Annotated in this window: 17 protein-coding genes; 7 read left to right on the top strand and 10 right to left on the bottom strand. The window is 44.5% G+C overall.

Annotated elements, in window-relative coordinates:
* Positions 1-137: 137 nt before the first annotated feature.
* From FPZ44_RS20065 to FPZ44_RS20045, 5 genes are all read right to left on the bottom strand, one after another.
* Positions 138-596 carry a DMT family transporter gene (locus FPZ44_RS20065; protein WP_144993222.1) on the bottom strand — a complete coding sequence of 153 codons (459 nt, stop codon included), beginning with the start codon at positions 594-596 and terminating at the stop codon, positions 138-140.
* A 26-nt stretch (positions 597-622) separates the two neighbouring features.
* Positions 623-1,135 (bottom strand): GAF domain-containing protein, encoded by a 513-nt coding sequence (locus FPZ44_RS20060; protein ID WP_144993219.1) that lies wholly within the window; start codon positions 1,133-1,135, stop codon positions 623-625.
* A 174-nt stretch (positions 1,136-1,309) separates the two neighbouring features.
* Positions 1,310-3,358, bottom strand: a complete 2,049-nt coding sequence (locus FPZ44_RS20055) for a methyl-accepting chemotaxis protein (protein WP_144993216.1) — start codon at positions 3,356-3,358, stop codon at positions 1,310-1,312.
* 169 nt (positions 3,359-3,527) lie between these two features.
* A complete protein-coding gene (gene ggt / locus FPZ44_RS20050; RefSeq protein ID WP_261378458.1) occupies positions 3,528-5,216 on the bottom strand; it encodes a gamma-glutamyltransferase in 1,689 nt (562 codons plus the stop codon).
* Between the two features lie 370 nt (positions 5,217-5,586).
* Positions 5,587-6,480 carry a PhzF family phenazine biosynthesis isomerase gene (locus FPZ44_RS20045; RefSeq protein ID WP_144993696.1) on the bottom strand — a complete coding sequence of 298 codons (894 nt, stop codon included), beginning with the start codon at positions 6,478-6,480 and terminating at the stop codon, positions 5,587-5,589.
* A gap of 170 nt (positions 6,481-6,650) precedes the next feature.
* Here FPZ44_RS20045 and FPZ44_RS20040 point away from each other — a divergent pair, with 170 nt between their 5' ends.
* On the top strand, positions 6,651-7,580 hold the full coding sequence (locus FPZ44_RS20040) for an alpha/beta hydrolase (protein WP_144993210.1): 930 nt from the start codon (positions 6,651-6,653) through the stop codon (positions 7,578-7,580).
* Positions 7,581-7,739: 159 nt separating this feature from the next.
* Positions 7,740-8,750: an NADPH dehydrogenase NamA gene (gene namA / locus FPZ44_RS20035; protein ID WP_144993207.1), complete on the top strand. Its 1,011-nt coding sequence runs from the start codon at positions 7,740-7,742 to the stop codon at positions 8,748-8,750.
* A gap of 156 nt (positions 8,751-8,906) precedes the next feature.
* Here the strand turns inward: namA and FPZ44_RS20030 are convergent, their stop codons facing one another.
* From FPZ44_RS20030 to FPZ44_RS20015, 4 genes are all read right to left on the bottom strand, one after another.
* Entirely contained in the window at positions 8,907-10,811 is a 1,905-nt protein-coding gene (locus FPZ44_RS20030; RefSeq protein WP_144993204.1) for an ABC transporter permease, read from the bottom strand.
* On the bottom strand, positions 10,786-11,556 hold the full coding sequence (locus FPZ44_RS20025) for an ABC transporter ATP-binding protein (protein WP_144993694.1): 771 nt from the start codon (positions 11,554-11,556) through the stop codon (positions 10,786-10,788). The genes FPZ44_RS20030 and FPZ44_RS20025 overlap by 26 nt, the downstream gene beginning before the upstream one ends.
* 208 nt (positions 11,557-11,764) lie before the next feature.
* Positions 11,765-12,748 carry a sensor histidine kinase gene (locus FPZ44_RS20020; protein ID WP_144993201.1) on the bottom strand — a complete coding sequence of 328 codons (984 nt, stop codon included), beginning with the start codon at positions 12,746-12,748 and terminating at the stop codon, positions 11,765-11,767.
* Entirely contained in the window at positions 12,745-13,446 is a 702-nt protein-coding gene (locus FPZ44_RS20015) for a response regulator transcription factor (RefSeq protein WP_144993199.1), read from the bottom strand. The genes FPZ44_RS20020 and FPZ44_RS20015 overlap by 4 nt, the downstream gene beginning before the upstream one ends.
* Before the next feature lie 244 nt (positions 13,447-13,690).
* On the opposite strand from FPZ44_RS20015, the gene FPZ44_RS20010 reads away from it, so the two are divergent.
* From FPZ44_RS20010 to FPZ44_RS19990, 5 genes are all read left to right on the top strand, one after another.
* On the top strand, positions 13,691-14,587 hold the full coding sequence (locus tag FPZ44_RS20010; protein WP_144993197.1) for a manganese catalase family protein: 897 nt from the start codon (positions 13,691-13,693) through the stop codon (positions 14,585-14,587).
* Between the two features lie 513 nt (positions 14,588-15,100).
* Positions 15,101-15,883 carry a formate/nitrite transporter family protein gene (locus FPZ44_RS20005; protein ID WP_144993195.1) on the top strand — a complete coding sequence of 261 codons (783 nt, stop codon included), beginning with the start codon at positions 15,101-15,103 and terminating at the stop codon, positions 15,881-15,883.
* Positions 15,884-16,469: 586 nt separating this feature from the next.
* Complete coding sequence (locus FPZ44_RS20000; protein ID WP_144993193.1) at positions 16,470-18,827, top strand: ribonucleoside-diphosphate reductase subunit alpha; 2,358 nt, start codon at positions 16,470-16,472, stop codon at positions 18,825-18,827.
* A gap of 234 nt (positions 18,828-19,061) precedes the next feature.
* On the top strand, positions 19,062-20,093 hold the full coding sequence (locus FPZ44_RS19995; protein ID WP_028596777.1) for a ribonucleotide-diphosphate reductase subunit beta: 1,032 nt from the start codon (positions 19,062-19,064) through the stop codon (positions 20,091-20,093).
* Between the two features lie 201 nt (positions 20,094-20,294).
* A complete protein-coding gene (locus FPZ44_RS19990) occupies positions 20,295-22,010 on the top strand; it encodes an ABC transporter ATP-binding protein (protein WP_144993190.1) in 1,716 nt (571 codons plus the stop codon).
* A gap of 105 nt (positions 22,011-22,115) precedes the next feature.
* Here the strand turns inward: FPZ44_RS19990 and FPZ44_RS19985 are convergent, their stop codons facing one another.
* Positions 22,116-22,772, bottom strand: a complete 657-nt coding sequence (locus FPZ44_RS19985; RefSeq protein WP_144993188.1) for a DUF2306 domain-containing protein — start codon at positions 22,770-22,772, stop codon at positions 22,116-22,118.
* Between the last annotated feature and the right edge of the window lie 123 nt (positions 22,773-22,895).

Below are 22,895 nucleotides of genomic sequence, written 5' to 3'. Positions count from 1 at the left end.
ACTTCTTCAATTGTACAAAATATCATATCTATTATAGATCATTATGTCGACGTAATCAGTATAAAAAGAAGAAAAATGTGGTAATTAGAAGAAAATTCCGTGTCATTCTTCCCCTCATCGACTATAAACAATCCCGCCTATCCTTGCACTTGGCTGGACTTGTAGATAAAGAACAGTGCACCCGCCAGTAAAATCAGCCCTATTACTTTATAGCTGTTAATGGGAATCGTCTTACCGAATAATCCATAATGGTCGATCACGGTGCTCATTAGCATCTGAGTCGCAATAATAGCGACAAAGGTGGTTGCCGTTCCAATCTTCGGCACTGCAAATATCATGATTAACACATAGATAACCCCTAAAATTCCACCAGTAAGCTGCCACTTCGGAACATGCAAGGCTTGTAGGAGTGGACTTAAATTGCCACGAGTCGTAATAAGCAACAAAATAAGCAGCACAATCGTTCCCGTTAGAAACGAAACAAAGGAGCCTTCGATAATGCCAATCTTCTTGCCAAGCAAGCCATTAACGCCTGCTTGAAATGCAGTCGCCACACCGCCGATGAGAACGATGAGCAAGACGATAATTGAACTCATTTCACAACCCTCTTTTTCACTTCTTTTTAACTTCTATTCGCATTAGTCAGATGTTCGGATCCTTGTACGATCAACTCCGCAATGCGCTCCAACCATACTCCGTCAGTCTCGTTGAATCGTTCTAAAATAGGACTATCAATATCCAATACACCGATTAATCGTCCATTCTGGACAAGCGGCACAACGATCTCGCTTTGTGATCTGGCATCACAGGCAATATGCCCAGGAAATGCATGGACATCTGCTACAATAACGGTACGCAGCTCGGCTGCAGAAGTACCGCATACTCCTCGGCCCAGCGGTATACGGACACATGCAGGCATCCCCTGGAATGGTCCCAATACAAGCTGGTTAGTCTCTGCTTCATACAAATAGAAGCCAGCCCAGTTAATATTCTCAAGTCCATGCCAGAGCAGAGCCGCAGCATTTGCTAGATTCGCAATCTGATTCGTTTCTCCGTCCATTAACGCCTTCAACTGACTTACCATTAGCTCGTAATCCTTAGCAGCGTCTCCGCTGTATGATTGTGGTTGAAACATGTTACGTCCTCCTTATGCGCAGCCGTCTATGATCGAGAATACTTCTGCTGATTTTTTGTACTTCTATACTATCACTATTTACATGTGCTTTTCAGACTTGACTTATCCAGTTATTTAGCAAGATTTTTAGAATATAAAAAAGAGGGCTATCCGCCCCCTTCCATTGGATCTTTATTACACTTTGAATTTGCTCAAGTAAGACTGTAAATCTTCTGCCATTTTCGCTAATGATGTTGCGGAGGAACTTACTTGCTCCATTGCTGCTAATTGCTCTTCTGTAGCAGCCGACACGTTCTGTGTTCCTTCTGCTGAACGTTCTGCAACTTCTGTAATCAGATTCACTTGCTCAACTGCGTGTTCGGTATTGCTGTTCATCTGGATAGAGTAAGCGGTAACCTCTTGAATTTGCGTTGCTACTTGCTGAACGGAATTCAATATCTCCGTAAACGCTGCACCTGCTTGATTTACGACATCCATACCAACCGCAACTTCACGTGTACCTTGCTCCATCGATTCGATTGCTGTTGCTGTTTCGCTTTGAATCGAAGCCAACAATTCAGCGATTTTTTCTGTGGATTCACCTGATTGCTCAGATAGCTTGCGCACCTCGTCAGCTACAACCGCAAACCCGCGTCCATGCTCACCAGCACGAGCCGCTTCAATCGCAGCATTCAGCGCGAGCAAGTTCGTTTGAGCCGCGATACCTGATATAACTTGTACGATATTATCAATGGCAGCAGAGCGCTGACCGAGTTGTTTCACTGTTCCGTTAAGCGTATTAACCGTGTCATGAATCGACTGCATTTGCTGCATTACCGACTGCAACACGCGGTTACCCATCTCAGCACTTTCCGAAGCAGACAAAGCAGAATGAGCCACGCTTTGCGCATTATTGGAGATTTGCTGAACTCCTTCGGCAACTTGATGGATTGAACGTACACTTTCCTCTACGTTTTGCACCTGCTGCTCTGTTCCATCTGCCACTTCTTGAATCGACATCGCAATATGCTCTGTCGCTTTACTCGTATGATCCGCGTTAGCAGACAACTCCTCAGCGGATGTGGCTACATCTTCCGCAGTACGATTGACTTGTTGGATAAACTGACGCAGGGAGCGAATCATCGTATTCACTGCACCCGTCAGCTTGCCGACTTCATCACTCGACTTAACAGGCAACTCTTCTTGGTTAAGATCACCATTCGATACGCGCTCTGCAGCTTCTGCCACCGCGACGATCGGACGTGTAATCTGCTGTGCGATAAAGTAAGCAAGAATAACGACGATTAAGCTTACTGCGATTACGATTACCATCACACTCCATTGGATTGAAGAAACTGCTGCCGTGATCGAATCTTCTGGAATGTGCATATATATGCTATATCCTGTGGTAGGAACCGGTGCGTAAGCTACCGTAAAGTTCTCTCCAGCCTCCGAGTATGAGTAAGACGTCGCTTCAGACTTCTCTTGACCCAAAATGTTTATTAATCCTGCAGTCAACTTCGCTTCCTCAGCGGTTTTACCAATCAATTCTTTGTTCGGATGAAGCTGAATTTTCCCTTGGTTGTCTACGACAATCGGATACCCTACCCCATTATCAATATACAAACTTTTAAAAATCTCCGTAGTGAACTTCTCAAAATTCACTAGTCCAGTTAGTGCACCCTTTATTTTTCCATCTGCTTGCTTAACGGGTACTGCTACAATGATTGAGCGTTGACCTGTCGTCTTCGCTAAAATAACGTCTGTGTATGTTTCTTTGTCTTCCATCGCATTCTTAAAGAATGGACGCATTCCTAGATTAATACCTACGCTGTTTTCAAATGTGTCAGCTTTCACATGTCCATCCAAACCGATGAACGTATTACCATCGTATTGTGGAGCCGTTTGTTTCAAGCTTTGAATAAATTTCATCATGTGAGCATTATCATCTGTGCGAAGATCTGATGTCGTTGCAATGATACGTATTTCATTCATACGTTCTTTAAAATACTCATCCATCATTTCCGCTCTACTCTTAACAAGCGAAACATAAGCATCGTTTTGTTTCTCAATTAAACTAGATGAAGCTGTGCTGTACACGAATGTCGAGGTGAGGACAAGGGGGATAAGGGAAACGACAAGAAACCAAGCTATCAACCGATTTTTCAATTTACCCTTGAATACCGTGCCCACTTTAGCACCTGTGGATGCATCCGTCGAACTTGGTTCGACATGTTCGTTCATTACCTTATACCTCCATAATTGAATTCCTAAGATGAAAAAATTAGTACTTTCGGACTATGTGCATTTGATCACATAATCCATAGCAAGAGATCGTCAAGGCAGGCTTCTCTCCCCTCCTGCCCTGACAATCTTTAAGCCTCTATATCATCATTCCTAGATACAGAAATGATTAATAGCCAACAGCTGCGCCTTCACCACGAGGGTCAGCGCCTGCAAATTTCACGTTTGTTGCTGGATCAATCACTACCATACCGGATTGACCAACTTGGTCTGTGTAGTCGTCAATCTTTTTCACTGGATGACCACGGCGAATCATTTCATCCATAACGGATTGAGGAATACGCCCTTCCATTCTTAATCCATTAGCGGTTTCTCCCCAGTTACGGCCATGCAGCCATCTTGGAGCTTCAATAGCATCTTGAACCGTCATACCGAAGTCAACGAATCGTGTTACAAGTGCCGCTTGTGTTTGAGGTTGTCCCTCGCCACCTTGCGTACCGTAAAGCATGAACGGCTTGCCATCTTTAAACAACATAGCAGGGTTCAACGTGTGGAACGTACGCTTCTTAGGTTCCAAGTCATTCACATGGTTTGGATCCAAGGAGAAGAAGCTACCACGGTTTTGCAATAAAACACCTGTGTCTTTCGCAACTACACCTGCACCCCAGTCAAAGTAATGACTTTGGATAACAGATACAGCGTTACCGTCTTTATCAACGATACCCAACCATACTGTGTCACCTTTAGGGTCAAGTGGTTTTACGTTTTCTGCAGCTTTGTTCATATCGATACGTGCAGCCAATTTCTTGCCATGCTCTTTGGACAACAACTCGTCAACTGGGATCTTAGCGAAGTCTGGATCCGTCAACCACTTGTCGCGATCAGCGAAAGCTTGCTTTGTTGCTTCAACCATAACATGGTAGTAGTCAGCTGAGCCTTCGCCCATGCTCTTCAAGTCGAAGTTATTCAAAATGTTCAAGATAGACAAGGAAGCCATACCTTGAGAGTTTGGTGGTACGTTATATGCTTGATATCCACGGTAGTCAACAGAAATTGGATTAACCCAGTCTGCTTTGTGGTTAGCAAAGTCTTCAAAAGTCAAAGATCCGCCGTTTGCTTGAATGTCAGCAGCAATCTTCTTAGCAGTTTGACCTTTGTAGAATTCATCAGCGCCGTTCATAGCAATTCGCTTCAGCGTTTTCGCCAAATCTTTTTGCACGAGCACATCGCCTGTTTTGTAAAGCTCACCGTTAGGTTTTACAAAGATGTCTGTAAACGTCTTGAAGCGACCCAAGTCAAACAGCTCTTTGTTATCAGGATTCATAGCTGTCTTTGTCCATCTTTCTTGGTTCGGTGTAACAGGGTATCCTTTTTCTGCGTAATGAATTGCACGCTCTAGCAATTCATCCCACTCCATGGACAAGTCCATTGTTTCTTCCGCATATTCATAAGCTTCTCCCCAGCCAGAAATAGTTCCTGGAACTGTGTTAGCAGCCAAGTAGCCACGGGAAGGGATTTTGTTGTAGCCTTTATCTTTATAGAAATCGATTGTAGTCTTCTCGCCGGAACGACCACTTGCGTTCAACGCTTTGAGTTCATCCTTGTCAGCGTTGTAGATAAGCCAGAAAGCATCTCCACCCATACTTGTGTATTGTGGATATACAACTGCCAAAGTTGCTTGAGCAGCAATAGCCGCATCAACCGCGTTACCGCCCTCCTCAAGAACTTCCAAGGCTGCAGCAGAAGCCAAGTAATGAGGTGTTGTTACGATACCATTTGGTGCCATCGTCGTTGGACGGTTAGCAGCACCAGCCGTTGTTGACAACATAGAGAAGCACATAACCGTTGCCATCAGCATAATTGCCCACTTCTTAAATTGAGTACGCATGTTATTCCCCCTGATTCATGATGTAATGATGTACAACCTTGCCCCTCTCCCCTATGCCCCCCTTCACTGGGACGAATAGTTCTTCTAGTAAAAAGTGTGCATACAAGCACAACTTTTTAACTATAAAAATAGATCTGCCTATGATCATATAATCATATAGCCTAGTAATTATATCCTATCTAACATTTCCCATCAATATTCGACATCACCAAAGTTAGTGTTTTTCAATAAAATTATTATTTAAGCATTTGATCATATATGCCTATTTATACCACCAACTACTATATCGGTAGCGATGAACGATTTTTCAATATTGTGGAACAAAATTTCATATTTTTTTCTAGCGATACCAATTCCATGTCCTAACAAGGGCTGCTTTCCCTGATATATTCACTTCTAATAGCCTCTCTTCAGAGCGCTTTACATTTACCGAGACCTTGCCTTCTCTCCCAATCTCATAGCCTTGCTCCACGAGAAATGAAGCTTGCACCACGCTTGGTTCCATATAAGTCAAATAATAAGCTCCCATTACGCCCGATGCTGTTCCCGTCACTGCATCTTCAACGGTACCTGAAAAGGGTGAAGAAAAATGTCGAGCATACATGAATGCTGTCGGATCTACCGTTTCCATACAAAACGGATGAATAGAAGCTTTGGGATTTTGTAATAGATAATCAGGAAATGCCATAGTATTCGGCACCATATGGCCAAAACTTTTTCGCTTCGCAATCGGAACGAGCAAGGTCCATATCCCTGTACTTCCATAAACGATGGGCAAATCAGGATGCAGCTCCTCCTCGGACAATCCAATTAGCGATGCCAATTGCCCCCTGTCTCCCGTGTAAGGTACAAATTGAGGCTCATCCTGCCTCATCGTGATCTTCCATTCACCTTGCTCACTCTGCTCAATATGAATCGGCAATACGCCTGCTTTCGTCTCTATCGTCACAGCAGCGCGTCCAACTATTCTTTTCTCATCAAGAAGGCAAGTTAATGCTGCTATCGTGGCATGTCCGCATAAATTCATCTCATGACCTGGCGTATAATAGACAAGGCGGAGATCCGCACTCTGGGATGGACAAACGAAGACCGTCTCATTGAAACCTACATCCAGCGCAATTTGCTGCATTTGCTCAGCCGTTAATTTGTCAGCATCAAGAACTACACCTACCGGGTTGCCCTTGCCTGCAATATTCGAAAATGCATCATAGTGATATATCGTTACGGGTTCCAAGGTAGTCATAACGCTCATCTCCTTTATTTATCATTCATAGCTTATGTTTCATTTTTAGCAGGAAAGAAATGAAGAGGTGAAATGCTGCACTGCACTTCATCTATTTTCAAGTTACAATATAAAATACAATCTCACCATAAAAACACTTCACTAGGAGTTGAACAGATACGATGCAATATCATACCTTCATTCTGCAAGCGCACGACGGACTTGCTTTACATATAAACCAATGGTCGCCTGATGAAAGTAAGCCAGTGCGTGCCGTCGTACAAATTGCACATGGCATGACCGAGACAGGATCACGCTATGAGAGATTCGCTCGTTCCTTAACCGATCACGGGTATATCGTCTACGCCAACGACCATCGGGGTCATGGGCAAACCGCTGCAAGCAATGAACTGCTAGGTCATCTGGAAGCGAACGATATGAAACATATGGTTCAGGACATGGATCTTTTGAGCAGACATATTGAAGCGGCTCATCCACAACTACCATTGCTGCTATTTGGACATAGCATGGGCTCGTTCTTATCTACAGACTATCTTGCAAAATACGGACAGCGTTTGACGGGTGCGGTTCTTTGTGGCAGTAATGGCCCCCGCGGACCTGAACTGGGTGCAGGCATCGTACTCGCCCAGTTGATTGGACGTATGCGTGGACGGACATATCATAGCAACCTGATTAATAATATGGCTTTTGGCGGTTTTAATCGTCGCTTCCAGCCAAGCGAAACTTCGTTCGACTGGTTGTCCCGTGACAAAGATGAAGTGCGAAAATATGTGGAAGACCCCTACTGCGGTTTCATTTGCAGTGTAGGCTTCTACGAAGAGATGTTCCGTATGCTGCGCCGTATCCACCAACCAGCACAACTCGCACGCATACCAAATGATCTTCCTATTCTGCTTATTGCAGGGGATATGGATCCAGTAAGCAATTTCGGCAAAGGTGTGCCCCATTTAGAGAAGTTATTAAAGCAAACGGGCTCACAATCCGTGAAAATGATTACGTACAAAGAAGGAAGACACGAACTGCTTAATGATACGAATCGTGATGAAGTTACCGCAGATGTCATCCAATGGTTTGACCAGGTGTTGGCGTAAAAATAGCTGATTCGTTTTAGAAAAATGTCCATATATCCCGCTACTGTATGTGATTGGTAAGTGATCTTATGAACAGGTATAATGATTGTATATCTACCTATCAAAATAACTAGCGATAAGATAGATTAACGATGGATCAAGTAGAGTGGAGGGTATACTATGCCTCATTTATTCGAACCGTTAACGATTCGTAATGTAACACTGCCAAATCGGATTGTCATGTCACCCATGTGCATGTACGCTTGTGAAACCGAGGACGGAAAAGTAAACGATTGGCATTTGGTCCACTATGCATCACGTGCAGTTGGACAAGTGGGCCTTATTATGGTGGAAGCTACAGCTGTCCAACCGAACGGGCGGATTAGTTCCCGCGACTTGGGCATATGGAGCGATGAGCATATTGAAGGCTTGCGTCGACTCGTAGATATCGTGCATACGCACGGGATGAAAATCGGCATTCAAATCGCCCATGCAGGTCGCAAAGCGGAGGTTCCTGATGCCGTAGCTCCTTCGGCCATTGCCTTTAATAGCGACTATCAAGTTCCGAAGGAGATGTCGCAAGAAGAGATTCGCAAAGCGATCAAATCATTCTCAGATGCGGCGCAGCGAGCTGATCAGGCAGGCTTCGACGTCGTGGAAATTCATGCAGCTCATGGCTATCTTATCAATGAATTTTTGTCACCACTCACCAATGAACGAAGAGATCAATACGGTGGAAACAGCGACAATCGCTATCGTTTTTTAGCAGAAATCATTGATAGCGTCCGTCACGTTTGGGATAAACCTTTATTCGTCCGTATATCAGCAAATGAATATGCTGAAAACGGCAACTCCATAGAGACGTATACGGACTATGCGCGCCGTATGAAATCACAAGGCGTTGACGTCGTAGACTGCAGCTCAGGTGGAACGGTACCGTATCCAGTCAAAGCTTACCCAGGCTATCAAGTTAACTATGCTTCGATGATTCGTCAATCGACGGGGATCTTAACAGGAGCCGTTGGACTTATAACGGAGCCTACTCACGCAGAAGACATTGTACGTAATCATCGTGCCGATCTTGTGTTCATAGGCCGTGAATTGCTGCGTGATCCCTACTGGCCGCGCCGTGCAGCTGAAGTATTGAATGCCAAGCTGGAGGCGCCGCAGCCTTACAAGCGTGGATGGTAATCTTGTGCTAGTGCTAGTTAAGTAATGAACATTTATATTCGTCCATAGGCAGCACAGCTGCAAACCTAAAAATCCCCTTAACGAAAGCAAGAGATGCGCCGCTGCTTGGAGCAGCAGTGTTCTCAATTCGTAAGGGGATTTTTTATTATCCTTGGACTACATCGCACGCATCAAATTGTGAAGATAGCGCCATCGAATTCCGATGAAGTATATAAACTGTACAACTGCAAAGGTAATAAAAATAAGAATCGATGCCTGCAAGACCGAGTAGCTGACTAACTGCTGCAGCGCCATAAATGCGACACTGCTATGGACAACTGCCACTAGGAAAGGCAGGAAGAACATTAATACGAATTGGGCGGTGACGACCCGCTTCATTTCTTTTCGGCTTAATCCAACCTTCGCAATCATGTTGTAATGCTGGCGATCTCGCTCAAGGTCTGTGTATAAACGGAAGTACAGGAAACTGGCTGCGAACGTAAAGAATACGATGCCGATCAGCACACTTACCATGAGAATAATCCCATTTTCCTGCTTGGAAGTAAGCCAGTGTGTAACAAGTGACTCAAAGTAAAAACCGCCTTTTGCATCGGGATACTCCTCTAAGTTAGCCTCGATCTTTCGTGCTACTTCTTGTGTATATTCCCAGTCCTTAACGACAAATTTAATATGCTCTGTTGATTCAAACTTTGCACGCTCCGCTAGCTCATCAGGCACCACGATAACCTTTTCCACGTAAGTATCTACAATTGCCGCTCCTGCTGTTTTCACCTTCATATCATATTTCGAATCCCGAACATCTATCGTCACGGTTTCTGGTAACATTGCCTTCTTGTTGAACTGGGTTTGTTGGAATACGGTTGTAGGGGCTAATAGAACCTCATTCGGATCAGATAATGTTTCTGGTGGATATCCGAGCATACCAGCCAAGCTGTTATAGTCAGACAGCGTAAGCAAGCCCTCTCCATTGTTTGTATGGGTCACTTCTATTTTAGCTGACTCATATTCAAATCCTGCCCGTCCAAGCTCATTCTCTATCATCTTCCAATGCTCTTCTTCATACGGATTATTACCAAGGGAGTTATACGTAAATGCGTACGGCTTCTCCATAGCAGCAAGGCCTGGATTCAGCAGAGCAAAAGAAGTACCAATGCCTGTGAAAGATACAGCCGTTACCACCGAAACCATAAAGAACATCACGGCATTGTCTCGCATCCGATAACCAAGTTCCGACAATACCAGTAAATTCGTTTTGCGAAGCAGTAGCCCTCTCCTAGCGCGTAACAAACGGAGCACATACACACTCAGCTGTGTAAATAAGAAATACGTCCCTATCACCGTAAGAGTGACACATGCAAGAAGTATGTACGGGGATTGTTCTTTCAGCGCAAAATAAAATACAGTTGCATATCCTGCCACGATGAGCACAATCGATAATAGCGCTAACCATACGGACGCCTTCGGCTCAGGCTTAGGCTTATCTGCCGACCGAATCAGCTCAATTAACTGATTGGTCTTCACCAACCTTGATGTGAGTAATGAGACTACCAAAAACATCACTATAAACGCCAATGCCGTTAAGGATATAGCTTGCCACGGAATATAGAACGGAAGTCCATTTCGTATGAACAACACGCTGGCACTAACAAGCAATATGAGCTTGGACAGCACAACTCCCGTTAGAATGCCTACGATAATCGAAGCTAGACCAATCATCATATTTTCCATAAACAAAAGCTGATGAAGCTGCTTCGGTGACATCCCCTGTACCATCAAAATGCCAAACTCTCGCTTACGCGCCTTCAAAAAAGCACTGACTGAATACATACAAAAGAAAAACGAAAACGTAAAAATAATATATTGCGATACCTCCATCGCCATCATGCCAAGTTGACTAATGGTAATGCTAGTAGAAGCCAACTCTCCTTGCAAATTGGGATGAAACAGCAGCAGCGCATAAATAAAGAAAATCATGACCGAAAACGAGCTGCTCAAAAAATGGGCTACATAGACACGTTTATTCCGAACAATATTTCTAAACGCGAATTGACGAAACGTCATGTCGATACCCTCCCAACAGCGATAGGACATGAATAATTTTCTGATAGAACTCCTCCCGGCTCTCTCCGCATTCAATCTCATTGTGGAATTTGCCATCCTTAATAAAGACAACTCGGTTGCAATAGCTGGCCGCCATCGCATCATGCGTCACCAGCATCATCGTCGTCTGCTCGGTTCGATTTAAATGAGCCATCAATTCCATGACATCGCGAGCAGCCTTTGAATCCAAATTTCCTGTTGGCTCATCAGCCAGTACAAGCTTCGGATCGTGTATGAGTGCACGAGCAATCGCAGTTCGCTGTGCTTGCCCACCAGATATTTCATACGTACGCTTCTGCAATATATCTGATATACCGAGCTTCTGCGCTATCGCTTTCACTTTGATATCCATTTCTTTAAGCGGAATACCTTCGAGTGTAAGAGGAAGCAGTATATTTTCTTCTACTGTGAGTGTGTTCAATAGGTTGAATGACTGAAACACGAAGCCTAATTCTTTACGGCGAAATGCAGCTAGCTGCTCGGGAAACAAATCATGCGGATATTGACCATTAATTCGAACATCACCAGAAGTTGGCGCATCGATCGTCGATATAATATTGAGAAGTGTTGTTTTGCCACTGCCGGAAGGCCCCATTATGCCAACAAACTCTCCCTTAGCAATTGTTAAATCAATATTGGTCAAGGCCTCATACGCTACTTTTTCTTTATATACCTTGCAGAGGTCGCGAACGTTAACGATTTCCATCATTCCGTCTCCTTTCTCAGATGCACTTAGTATAGACCACCCTCGCACCTTCTCCTACCTTTCCATCTTTCACCAAACTAACAACTTTGTAAGGTTATGTTCGCTCCTATAATTGTGAACGGATATAAAAAAGAACGAGGTTTGACTAAGCAATCCCCGTTCTTATGTCCTCTTATTATCAATGATTTTTCCCAAGGAAACATATCAATTATGATCGGGCATGTGGAAATTCAATACGAACGGTGGTACCAACTCCAACCGTCGATTCAAGGGTAATGTTATGATGGAGCTTATCGATGACCTCTTTCACGAGATACAACCCCATGCCTGTTGATTCCCGATATACTCTCCCATTTTCTCCTGTATAAAACGCTCTAAATACGCGAGATAGATCCTGCTTAGGTATGCCTACACCACGATCTGTGACTTCCAAAATGACCGCACGTTCCTGTGTATACGCTGATATGGTTATCTTTTCTCGGCTGCCTGCCGAATACTTAATGGCATTAGATAGCAGCTGATAAATAACAAATCGAAGCCACTTCACATCGGTCTCAACGAACAGATCATCAGGGACTACATTTTCCGGATACACATAACTTCGAATGAAAAATCCCTTATTGTCCTTAATTGCTTCTTTGACAACTGCGTGCAGAGATACTCGATCCACATGAAAATCTTGAGCGAACGTTTCCAGTCGAGACATATAAAGAACCATTTCAAGCCCCTGTCGCAGCCGATCCGTCTCTTCCGAAATGCTTGTTAGATCGATATCCTCGCCATCCTGGATAATGAGCTCAATGACCGATAGTGGCGTTTTCATCTGATGAACCCATTGGTTCATAAACGTAAGATGATCCTGCTGCTTGCGCTCCCACGTCTTGAGCTGCTGTTGATAAAAGCTGTATTGCTTCTCCAATAAGGTATCAACAGCTTGACCTAACGGGGTATCAGCCGTATTTCCCCCATCATGGATGGACAAGAGTGGTCGAGAAAGCCGCTCATATAGCTTGCGATGGGTCACATATCGATATATCAAATAACCTAGCAGCACAAACAATCCGAGAAACATCGCGTACAATGCTGTCCCTATTTGCTTGTAGCCATCAAACCATACGACGAGCAGCACAAGAAATAATTGAATCACCGTAAAGCCTATCAGTGGAATATGTTCACGAATAAACAGTCTCATGACTGACCTTCAATCGACCATGTTTGATTTAAGCGATAGCCGACTCCGCGTACCGTCTCCAGCGCATCTTCTACATCGAGATCCGACAGCTTCTTCCGTAAGCGGGTAATGTTTACACTCAATGTATTGTCATCAATATAGCTTTCATCGTCCCATAGCTTATCCAAAATAGCATCTCGCTTTACGATACGTGGACAAGCCTCAAGCAGCGTCTCAATGAGGACGGCTTCCTTCTTTGTCAACGGAACCATGCTGCCCTTGAGATGAAGTTCAAGCCGTTCCGGATACAGCATCATGCCGTACTTTTCCACCATACGTTCCTTTATCGCATAGTCGCCGTATACACGCCTAATTTGACTGCGAATTTTCGCCATCACAATTTCTCTTGAAAATGGCTTTGTAATATAATCGTCCGCTCCGCTCTCTAAAGCCAACACTTGATCCATCTCACCGCTGCGTGCAGATAAGAACAAAATAGGACAAGTGGATACCATACGAATTTGCCGACACCAATAATAGCCATCATAGCTAGGCAAATTGACATCCATCACCACGATATGGGGTTGGATACGCTGAAACTCGTCTTGAACAGAACCGAAATCTTGGATAACGATGCTGTCATATCCATATTTCTCAATATGAGAGGCTAGTAGCTCTGCTATTTTCGGATCATCTTCGACAATCAATATTTTATACACGTGTCATTCCCCTTCATGAATCCGAATCTTTTCACTATTGTAAAAGACCCTAATATCAAGGTCAAACGAGGCTCTTTGCAGGCTGTAGACATAGGACATTCTGTCGTCGGCATAGGTCTAAAACAATGTATGATGATGAACTTTGTGAGCTTGTGTAACAGAAAAATAGGCAGCACGATTAGAACCGAATTTGGGAACGCTGTCGAGTCACATAAATTCACTCCCTGATAAAGGAGGTCTTCACATGTTCAAACGAATCAATCGACTGGCGATTGATTTGCCTGTCTTAAAGGAAGGAGACCCGAATGCTGCTGCCGCTGTGCAGGAACTGCTGGGTGGACGGTTCGGTGAGATGTCTACCTTAAATAATTATATGTTTCAGTCATTCAACTTTCGGCAGAAGCGAAAACTGAAGCCTTTTTATGATATCGTTGCCAGCATAACGGCAGAAGAGTTCGGGCACGTTGAGCTTGTCTCCAATACGATTAACATTGTGCTGTCAGGCAGCACAAAACCAGGCAATCCGAATAAAACGCCACTACATGTCGGTATGAACGCCCGCAATACGTATCACTTTATCGCGAATGCTCAAACGACCGTCGTTGGGGATTCGATGGGCCGACCGTGGGCGGGAGACTACGTATTTAACAGCGGCAACCTCGTGCTTGATCTGCTGCATAACTTTTTCCTAGAATGCGGCGCTCGCACCCATAAGATGAGAGTGTATGAAATGACGGACCATCCTACAGCCCGTGCCATGATTGGATATTTGCTCGTGCGTGGCGGTACCCATGTTCTTGCCTACTCAAAGGCATTGGAAATTGCAACAGGAGTCGATGTAACCAAGATGCTGCCGATTCCGAACCTCGATAACCGCGCCTTTGAAACTGCACGCAAATTCGAGGATCAGGGGCTTGGACGAATTCTGTATACGTGGAGTGATAACGACTACAAGGATATCGGATTGATTTGGAACGGTAAGCACCCAGGGGACGGCAAGCCATTAGAAGTGAAGCAAGGTACGCCAGAAGGCCATCCGATTCCTGATTTGGATGACCTTCCTGAAGAATTTGCTCCTGGCATCTCTAAGGAAGACTTTATGGCCATCGTTCGCCGCCTGCAAAAGAACGCGGGATTGTAAAATAATTAGCTGGGAACAGAGTAGTATTGGTATTCACGAAATCTACCACTTATCGCGCGAAAATCACAATGTATGGACAAAAATGCAGTTATTTTAATGAAAAAACTTCATTTGACAATAAAAATGGACAAATGTGCAGTTATTTTCTCGATTATGTAGCTGAAATGGCTACGAATAGAAAAATAAATGCATTTTTGCAGATAACAGCCTAAATAAGCCTATTAACAGATGAAATAACTGCATTTTTGCCGCTAATTTCTAATCCAGTGCTTCCCTAGTATCGCAAGAGCCTATCGAACGCATCACTAGCTGCTGATCGCTGATCGTTAGCTAATCAATAACAAATGATGACTTTAAGAGGCTCTATTTTCTTACTCCGAAATTCGAGACAATTCCATATACGTTGTAATAAACTAGAAACTACTTGAAAGCTATGAATTACTAATAGAACTTCATCAAAATTTATCAAATAAAAACTACTATATATTCGTAATTGAAAAAGCGAGGGGTAACATGTTTCAGCCAACGATTGACCAGATTAATGAAGCGGTAGAAACGAAGAAGAAATTAATGCAATCAAGCCTGGCACGATATTGGGTGGCAGCGATGCTAGCGGGTGCTTACGTTGGCTTTGGCATTATGCTTATTTTCAAAGTTGGCAGTCCCTTTATGGAAGCTAACTCTCCGGCTACTTCGGTAATTATGGGTGCCTCCTTTGGCATCGCGCTTACTTTAATCATATTTGCAGGGGCGGAGCTGCTAACGGGTAACAATATGCTATTTACAGTGAGCAGCCTCTCCAAGCGAACACCGTGGTCCGTAACATGGAGCAGTTGGGTCATTGTCTTCCTTGGCAATTTGGCTGGTGCTGTATTATTCAGTCTGCTCATCTATGGTACAGGCATTTTCGGAAAAGTTGCCCCCGATCATTTATTATTTACGACCGCAGCAGCGAAAATGAATATGCCGATCCATGAGCTATTTTTCCGAGGGATTTTGTGCAACTGGCTGGTCTGCTTAGCGATATGGACATCAATGCGTGCAAAGGAAGACATCGCAAAACTAATACTTATTTGGTGGATGCTATATGCCTTTATAGCGACGGGGTATGAGCATAGTGTTGCCAATATGTCATTGCTCACTTTGTCTCTCCTATTACCGCAGCACCCTGATTCCATCACATGGGCAGGATGGCTGTACAACATGATTCCTGTTACGGTTGGCAATGCAGTTGGCGGAATAGTATTTGTCGGTATAGCTTACTGGTATATTAGTAATAAACCTACAGAAAAGTGAGCATCGAGCTGCTACAATTTCAGTGTTCAAAATGACACATGGTGAAGCTCATCATTTCCAAAAAAAATTTCTCTCGAATTAAAGCCAATGGCACCAAAGGTTTAGCCCAATATGGTATGATTAATGTCACTCAGTCCTATTTACTTCCCCTTATTTCATGTAGTATATTAACAACTTGATTACTGATATGGATGAACCATTTTATCGACCTCGCAGGAAGTTCAGAGTGCTCTATTTTTACTACATGATAACCTTGCCAAGGTCGCGTTGGACTTAGACAAGCTGTCCCAGGACAGCCACCCAAGACAACGTTAATGAGTAACACAGCCCTTTAGAGAATAAGGGTACATTCAGTATGCGCAATTTATAACAATAGTACGCCTCTTTGCTGCTAACACCTGTTCGGAACGATCCGACAGTCACGTCTATGCAGCAAAGAGGCTTCCTTATGACTCATGACGGACGGTTAGAACGCTGTATCATGCCTAATGCCTACTATTTATAGAAGGATTAGCTGAATGACAGCTTATGATATGGATGTACATGACGCAGGATAGTACGGATTTATGTGGAGGAGGAACAACCTATGTATTCAACCAATACTGCTCATACCGTGCAGACGGTACTTAAGCCTAACAACCGCTCTCTTGCCTTCGATGCCAATCGTATCCGTGTATACGGTGAACGTATTATGGAGGATTACCCGCATCTTGAGATCGAGCGCTGGCACCGCAGTGTGCTTACGAAGCTTCGTTCTTCTAGTGTACAAGCTGCAGAAATTACACAAGCTGGCATTATGTCTGCGCTGGAGCTCGTATCCCGTGAAGAGCCGGACTGGAAGTTCGTCGCTGCGCGTTCCCTATTGACGAAACTGTACAAAGAAGCAGCCGTACATCGCAACTACAAAGCTTATCCAGACAAGCCATATGGCGATTTCTATAAATTGATCAAACGCCTCGTCGAAATCGGTGTGTACCGTCAAGAACTACTTGATGCATACACTCCAGAGGAGATTCGTGATCTGGGTGCTGCGATCGAGCCTGTATGTGATGAGTTGTTCGACTATATCGGCCTTTTGACGCTTCGTGAGCGTTACTTGGCTACTGACTTCGATACTCGTACGATGGAGCTTCCACAAGAGCGCTACATGGTTATCGCCATGTACTTGATGCACCAAGAGCCTGCGGAGCGCCGTGTAGAGCTTGCTAAAGAAGCGTACTGGGCAATGAGTAACTTGTACATGACAGCAGCAACGCCAACGATGGCGAATGCTGGTAAGAAAGTCGCTGGTCAGCTTTCCAGCTGCTTCATCGATACGATCGACGACTCCTTGGAAGGTATTTTCGATTCCAATACAGACGTAGCTCGTCTTAGCAAAATGGGCGGCGGTATCGGCGTTTACTTAGGTAAAGTACGTGCTCGCGGTTCCGATATTCGCGGACATAAAAATACAAGCTCCGGCGTAATCCCATGGATTCGCCAGCTGAACAATACAGCAGTAAGCGTTGACCAATTGGGTACGCGTAAAGGCGCAATCGCTGTTTACTTAGATGTGTATCATAAAGATATCCTGTCCTTCCTCGACTTAAAGTTGAACAACGGGGATGAGCGCATGCGTGCGCATGACATTTTCCACGGTATTTCTATTCCGGATCTATTCATGGAAGCTGTGGAGAAGCGTGAAGACTGGCACCTGTTCTGCCCACACGAAATTAAGAAAGTAATGGGTTGGACCGATGCGAATGGTCGACCACTTGGTTTGGAAGACTTCTATGATGAGAAGTTCGGCGAAGGCACATTCCGTGAAAAGTATGCTGAGGCAGTAGCTAACATTCAACTGTCCCGCATTACGCTGCCGGCAATCGACATTATGAAGCGTGTATTGAAGTCTCAGCTTGAGACAGGTACACCTTACATGTTCTACAAAGACGCTGCCAACCGTGCGAACCCGAACAAAGGTCACGGTATGATTTACAGCTCGAACTTGTGTACAGAGATTTTCCAAAACATGTCCGCTACCGTTGTTGAGCACGAAGAGCTCGTAACGAAAGACGGCCAAACACGCATTGTAATTACGAAAACACCTGGTGACTTTGTTGTATGTAACTTGAACTCCATTCACTTGGCTCGTGCCGTACGTGCTGACGTATTGGACCGCCTTGTACCGATTCAGGTTCGTATGCTCGATAATGTTATCGACATTAACAATATTGAAGTATTGCAAGCACAGCACACGAACCGCCGCTACCGTGCAATCGGTCTTGGTACATTCGGTCTGCATCACTTGCTTGCACTTGAAGGAATTGCTTGGGAATCCGACAAAGCGGTTACGTTCAATGACAATCTTTATGAGCGCATTAACTTCTTGGCTATTCGCTCCAGCATGGAGTTGGCGAAGGAAAAAGGAACTTACGAGCTCTTCCCTGGTTCCGAGTGGGAAAATGGCGGCTACTTCGAAGATCGTGAGTATACAACAGGAACTCGCGTTGGTGAATTTATTACAACTGAGCAATGGCAGCAGTTGGCGGCAGACGTTCGTGAGAACGGTATGCGCAATGGCTGGTTGATGGCAGTAGCACCAAATGGCTCTACGTCCATCATTGCAGGTTCTACAGCAAGTATTGACCCTGTATATGAGTTGTTGAGCTACGAAGAGAAAACAACTTACAAGATTGCGAATCCGGCTCCAGACTTGTCCGACAAGACGATGTGGTTCTACAAGACGGCATTCCGTCTTGACCAACATGCATCTATCCGTATGGCAGCTGCTCGTCAGCGTCATATTGATCAAGGCCAAAGCTTCAACTTGTACGTTCGTCCTGACATTCGTGCAGTTGAGTTCCTTGAGCTACATCTTCACGCATGGCGCGATGGCATGAAGTCTACGTACTACGTGCGCAGCCAAGCATTGACGGTTGAAGAATGTGAATCTTGCAGCTCTTAATAGCTAAAGATTGATAAGCTTTCACGCTTTTTAAACGAACACGTATATATGATAATAGGGCACAATGAGTTACTGGCTAACGCCTTCCTCTTGTGCCCTTCCTTTGGACAAACGGTTTCGCATTCGAAACTTTATGATATATGCTTTTGCTTCCCTATTTCATCTCTATCTTATTTCTATTATTATTGTTACGCAGAAAGGACGTGCTCCTTCATGAGCTTGTTAGAACAAGATTTGAAGCGCCAGTCGATCTTTAATACATCGGCACCTAACCAATCGACTCGTATTATTATGGGCGAATGCTCCGGTATTTTGAACTGGGACGATATTCGCATGCCACATATGTACAAGCTGTACAAAGTATTGCTATTGAATCATTGGATCGCAGACGAAATTCCAATGAACAAAGATGCACAGCAGTTTGCTCAATTGTCTGAAGAAGAGCGCCGTGCATTCAAAATCAACATTTCCTTACTTGCTGTTCTAGACTCCATGCAGACGATGTACGTTGGCGACGTGAAGCAGTACTTTACAGACTCTTCGCTTGAAGCGATTTCTGCAATTATCGCGCAGCAAGAAGTTGTTCATAATCAATCGTACTCTTATGTTCTTTCTTCTATCGTTTCAGAGCAGGAACAGAAAGAAATTTTCGAGTACTGGAAACACGATGAAGTATTGCTTGAGCGCAATCGCTTTATCGCTGATATTTATCAGTCTTTCCGTAACAATCCGACTCCACAAACGTTCTTCGAATCGTTGGTTGCGGATTTGATTCTTGAAGGCATCTTCTTCTATTCAACGTTTGCCTTCTTCTACAACATGGCACGCGATCAGAAGATGATGGGTACGAGCCAAATGATCTCTTACATTCAACGTGATGAGAACCAGCACTGCTACTTCTTCGGTGAAGTGTTCAAGCAGTTGATGCGCGACTTCCCAGAGTTGGATACAGAAGCAAACCGCAAATTTGTATATGATACAATTGAGCGCGCTGTACAATTGGAAACGAACTGGGCACATTACACGCTTAAAAACATTAGCGGTATTGACCTTCGTGAATTGTCTGACTACATCAAGCATATCGCGAACCGCCGCCTTGCTCTCATGGGTATGGACAAAGCCTATGAAGGCGTTGATGTGAACTGCATGCCTTGGATTAAGCCATTCTCTGACGAAGCTTTGAATGCAACGAAGACTGACTTCTTTGAAGCGAAGTCTCGCACGTACGCAAAAGCTGGCGACGACAACGGTTTCGACGAGCTGTAAGCTGTAATTATTTTATTTATCTATTACATTCAGAAAGAGCAGAGTCACATTGGTGGCGCTGCTCTTTTTTTAAAATAACACCTCATTAATATTCATGAGATTTGTAGACATCCTATACAATTGATGCTACCATTGATAACGATTATCAATTAGTTATCTTTAACCATATGCACAGTAGCCAAAGGAGTGAAACGCATTTCCATGTTAAAACGATTTTTCTCGTACTACCGTCCTTATCGCGGTTTGTTTATACTCGATTTTTCATGTGCTGTGATCGCTGCTATTTTAGAGTTAGGATTCCCACTCGTTGTTAATAGAGTCGTAGATGATCTACTTCCAAGCAATAACTGGACATGGATCACATGGGCATGCTTCGGGCTGCTCATCTTGTATATCATCAATACAGGACTCAACTATGTAGTAACGTACTGGGGCCATAAGCTTGGTATCAACATTGAAACAGACATGAGGAAAAAGCTGTTCGACCATATTCAAAAGCTGTCCTTCCGTTACTTCGACAACAATAAAACAGGACATACGATGTCTCGTATGACGAATGATTTGTTCGAAATTGGTGAGGTCGCGCATCACGGTCCTGAAGATATTTTTATCGCGATCATGACCTTGATCGGTTCCTTTACGATTATGCTGTATATGAATGTACAGCTGGCCTTGATGACTTTCATTATCGTACCATTTATGGCATGGCTGGTCGTAGTGTGCAACAAGCGCATGACGGTAGCGGCTGACCGCATGTTCTCCGATATCGCGGATTTCAACGCGCGCGTGGAAGATAGTGTTGGTGGTATCCGCGTTGTTCAAGCGTTTGCGAACGAGGAACATGAGAAGAAGCAATTTTCCGTCAACAATATGCGTTTCCGTGAAGCGAAGCTGATGGCCTACAAAATAATGGGCTTCAATATTTCGACCAGCTACCTGCTTATGCGATTGGGAAATTTATTTGTACTAATATCAGGGACGTGGTTCGTCCTTCAAGGTAAAATTACAAACGGTGAGTTTGTCGGCTTCCTGTTACTTACGAACGTGTTCTTTAGACCGATTGAGAAAATTAACGCTGTTATCGAAAGCTATCCAAAAGGCATTGCCGGCTTCAAACGATATCTCGAAATTATTGATACAGAGCCGGATGTAGCAGATATGCCGGATGCAATTGAGGTCACTCATCTAAACGGAAATATCCGTTATGACAACGTAACGTTCGGTTACGAAGGCCATGCTAATGTTCTTAACCAGATTAACTTGACGATTCATGCAGGTGAAACAATTGCATTTGTCGGTCCATCAGGCGCTGGTAAGACAACGCTGTGCAGCCTGCTCCCCCGCTTCTACGAGCGAAATAAGGGCAGCATCACGATTGATAACATCGATATTCGCGATATGACGCTCACAAGCTTGCGTCGCCAGATCGGTATCGTCCAGCAAGATGTGTTCCTATTCGCAGGAACAATTCGGGAAAATATTGAGTACGGCAAGCTTGGTGCAACCGATGAAGAAATTTTGGAGGCTGCTCGTCGTGCAAGATTGGACGACTTTATCCGTTCACAGCCAGATGGCTTGCTGACTGTTGTTGGTGAACGCGGCGTGAAGCTCTCTGGTGGTCAGAAGCAGCGCTTAGCGATAGCGCGCATGTTCTTGAAAAACCCGCCGATCCTCATTCTTGATGAGGCGACCTCCGCTCTTGATACCGAGACGGAACAGGCGATTCAGCAGTCTTTGGCGGAACTTTCTGTTGGACGTACGACACTCGTCATCGCGCACCGATTGGCGACGATTAAGAACGCAGATCGTATCGTCGTTGTTACAGAGGAAGGCATTTCCGAGCAAGGCAGGCATGATGAGCTTGTAACCGCTGGCGGGATTTACAGCCGCTTGCATCACGCGCAGTTTAGCTCTTAATAATTTGGACAATTACGAAGGTATCTTTATAGATAATAATGATGCCAACGAACAAAGGAGCAGCGTCCTGTCACGGACACTGCTCCTTTTCTTTTATTTAATCTTCTACGTGGCAAGCTTGTGTTGAACAGTGTCACTCCTGCGGATTATCCACTCTGCTACGAGCAAATTCGGCACCCAACACATCCAGGAAATGACAACGTAATAAGCTAAGAAATTCTCTCCACCGAACAAGGAGACAGATATTAATATCATCATCCGCAGTGTAACCGCCGCAAACGTTAGCGCATAATTGCGCAGCATCCACTTGCGATGTTCACGGAAATTGCCTTGAATGCCTGCACGTACTCCATAAAACACCGTGTACAGCCATAATACGGCAAGTACTCCAAACCCCGCTTGAGAAATCCAGCCACCCGTCGCATATACAGCTAAATACAGTCCGCTAATTCCACCAAACAGCACGCCAATGCCGTACAACATTCCTAATTTTCGATGAGCCCCACGATATTTCTTCCTCCACCGTGGAAACCATTGATAGGCTCCGATAACCAAAGCAATTACACTGCTTACGATATGAACGTACAGCATTCCTGTCCACAGAGCAGTAAACGTAGTTGCTTCACCTTGCTTTACCCCTATTAATCCGTCGCCATTCTCCCCCAGCGCATCTGGAGTAAAAATATACTGATTCCATGCCATCACCGAAATGACTAATGCAAAGACAGCAACGATCACTAACGGCCAAGTTGACTTTTTCATATGCCCCACATCCTTATCTGCTTAACGCTTCGTTTCGATGTAAGAGGTCTGAGATGTTCGTTCTGTCGCAGCGTTTTGGATAAAGATAGTCTAACATGCCGCAGCCCACTGTTTGCCCCGCCA

The sequence above is a fragment of the Paenibacillus agilis genome (assembly GCF_007786455.1).
GTDB lineage: Bacteria > Bacillota > Bacilli > Paenibacillales > Paenibacillaceae > Paenibacillus_B > Paenibacillus_B agilis.
The sequence above is the reverse complement of the archived record's forward strand: the minus strand, read 5'-3'. Positions and strand labels throughout refer to the sequence as shown.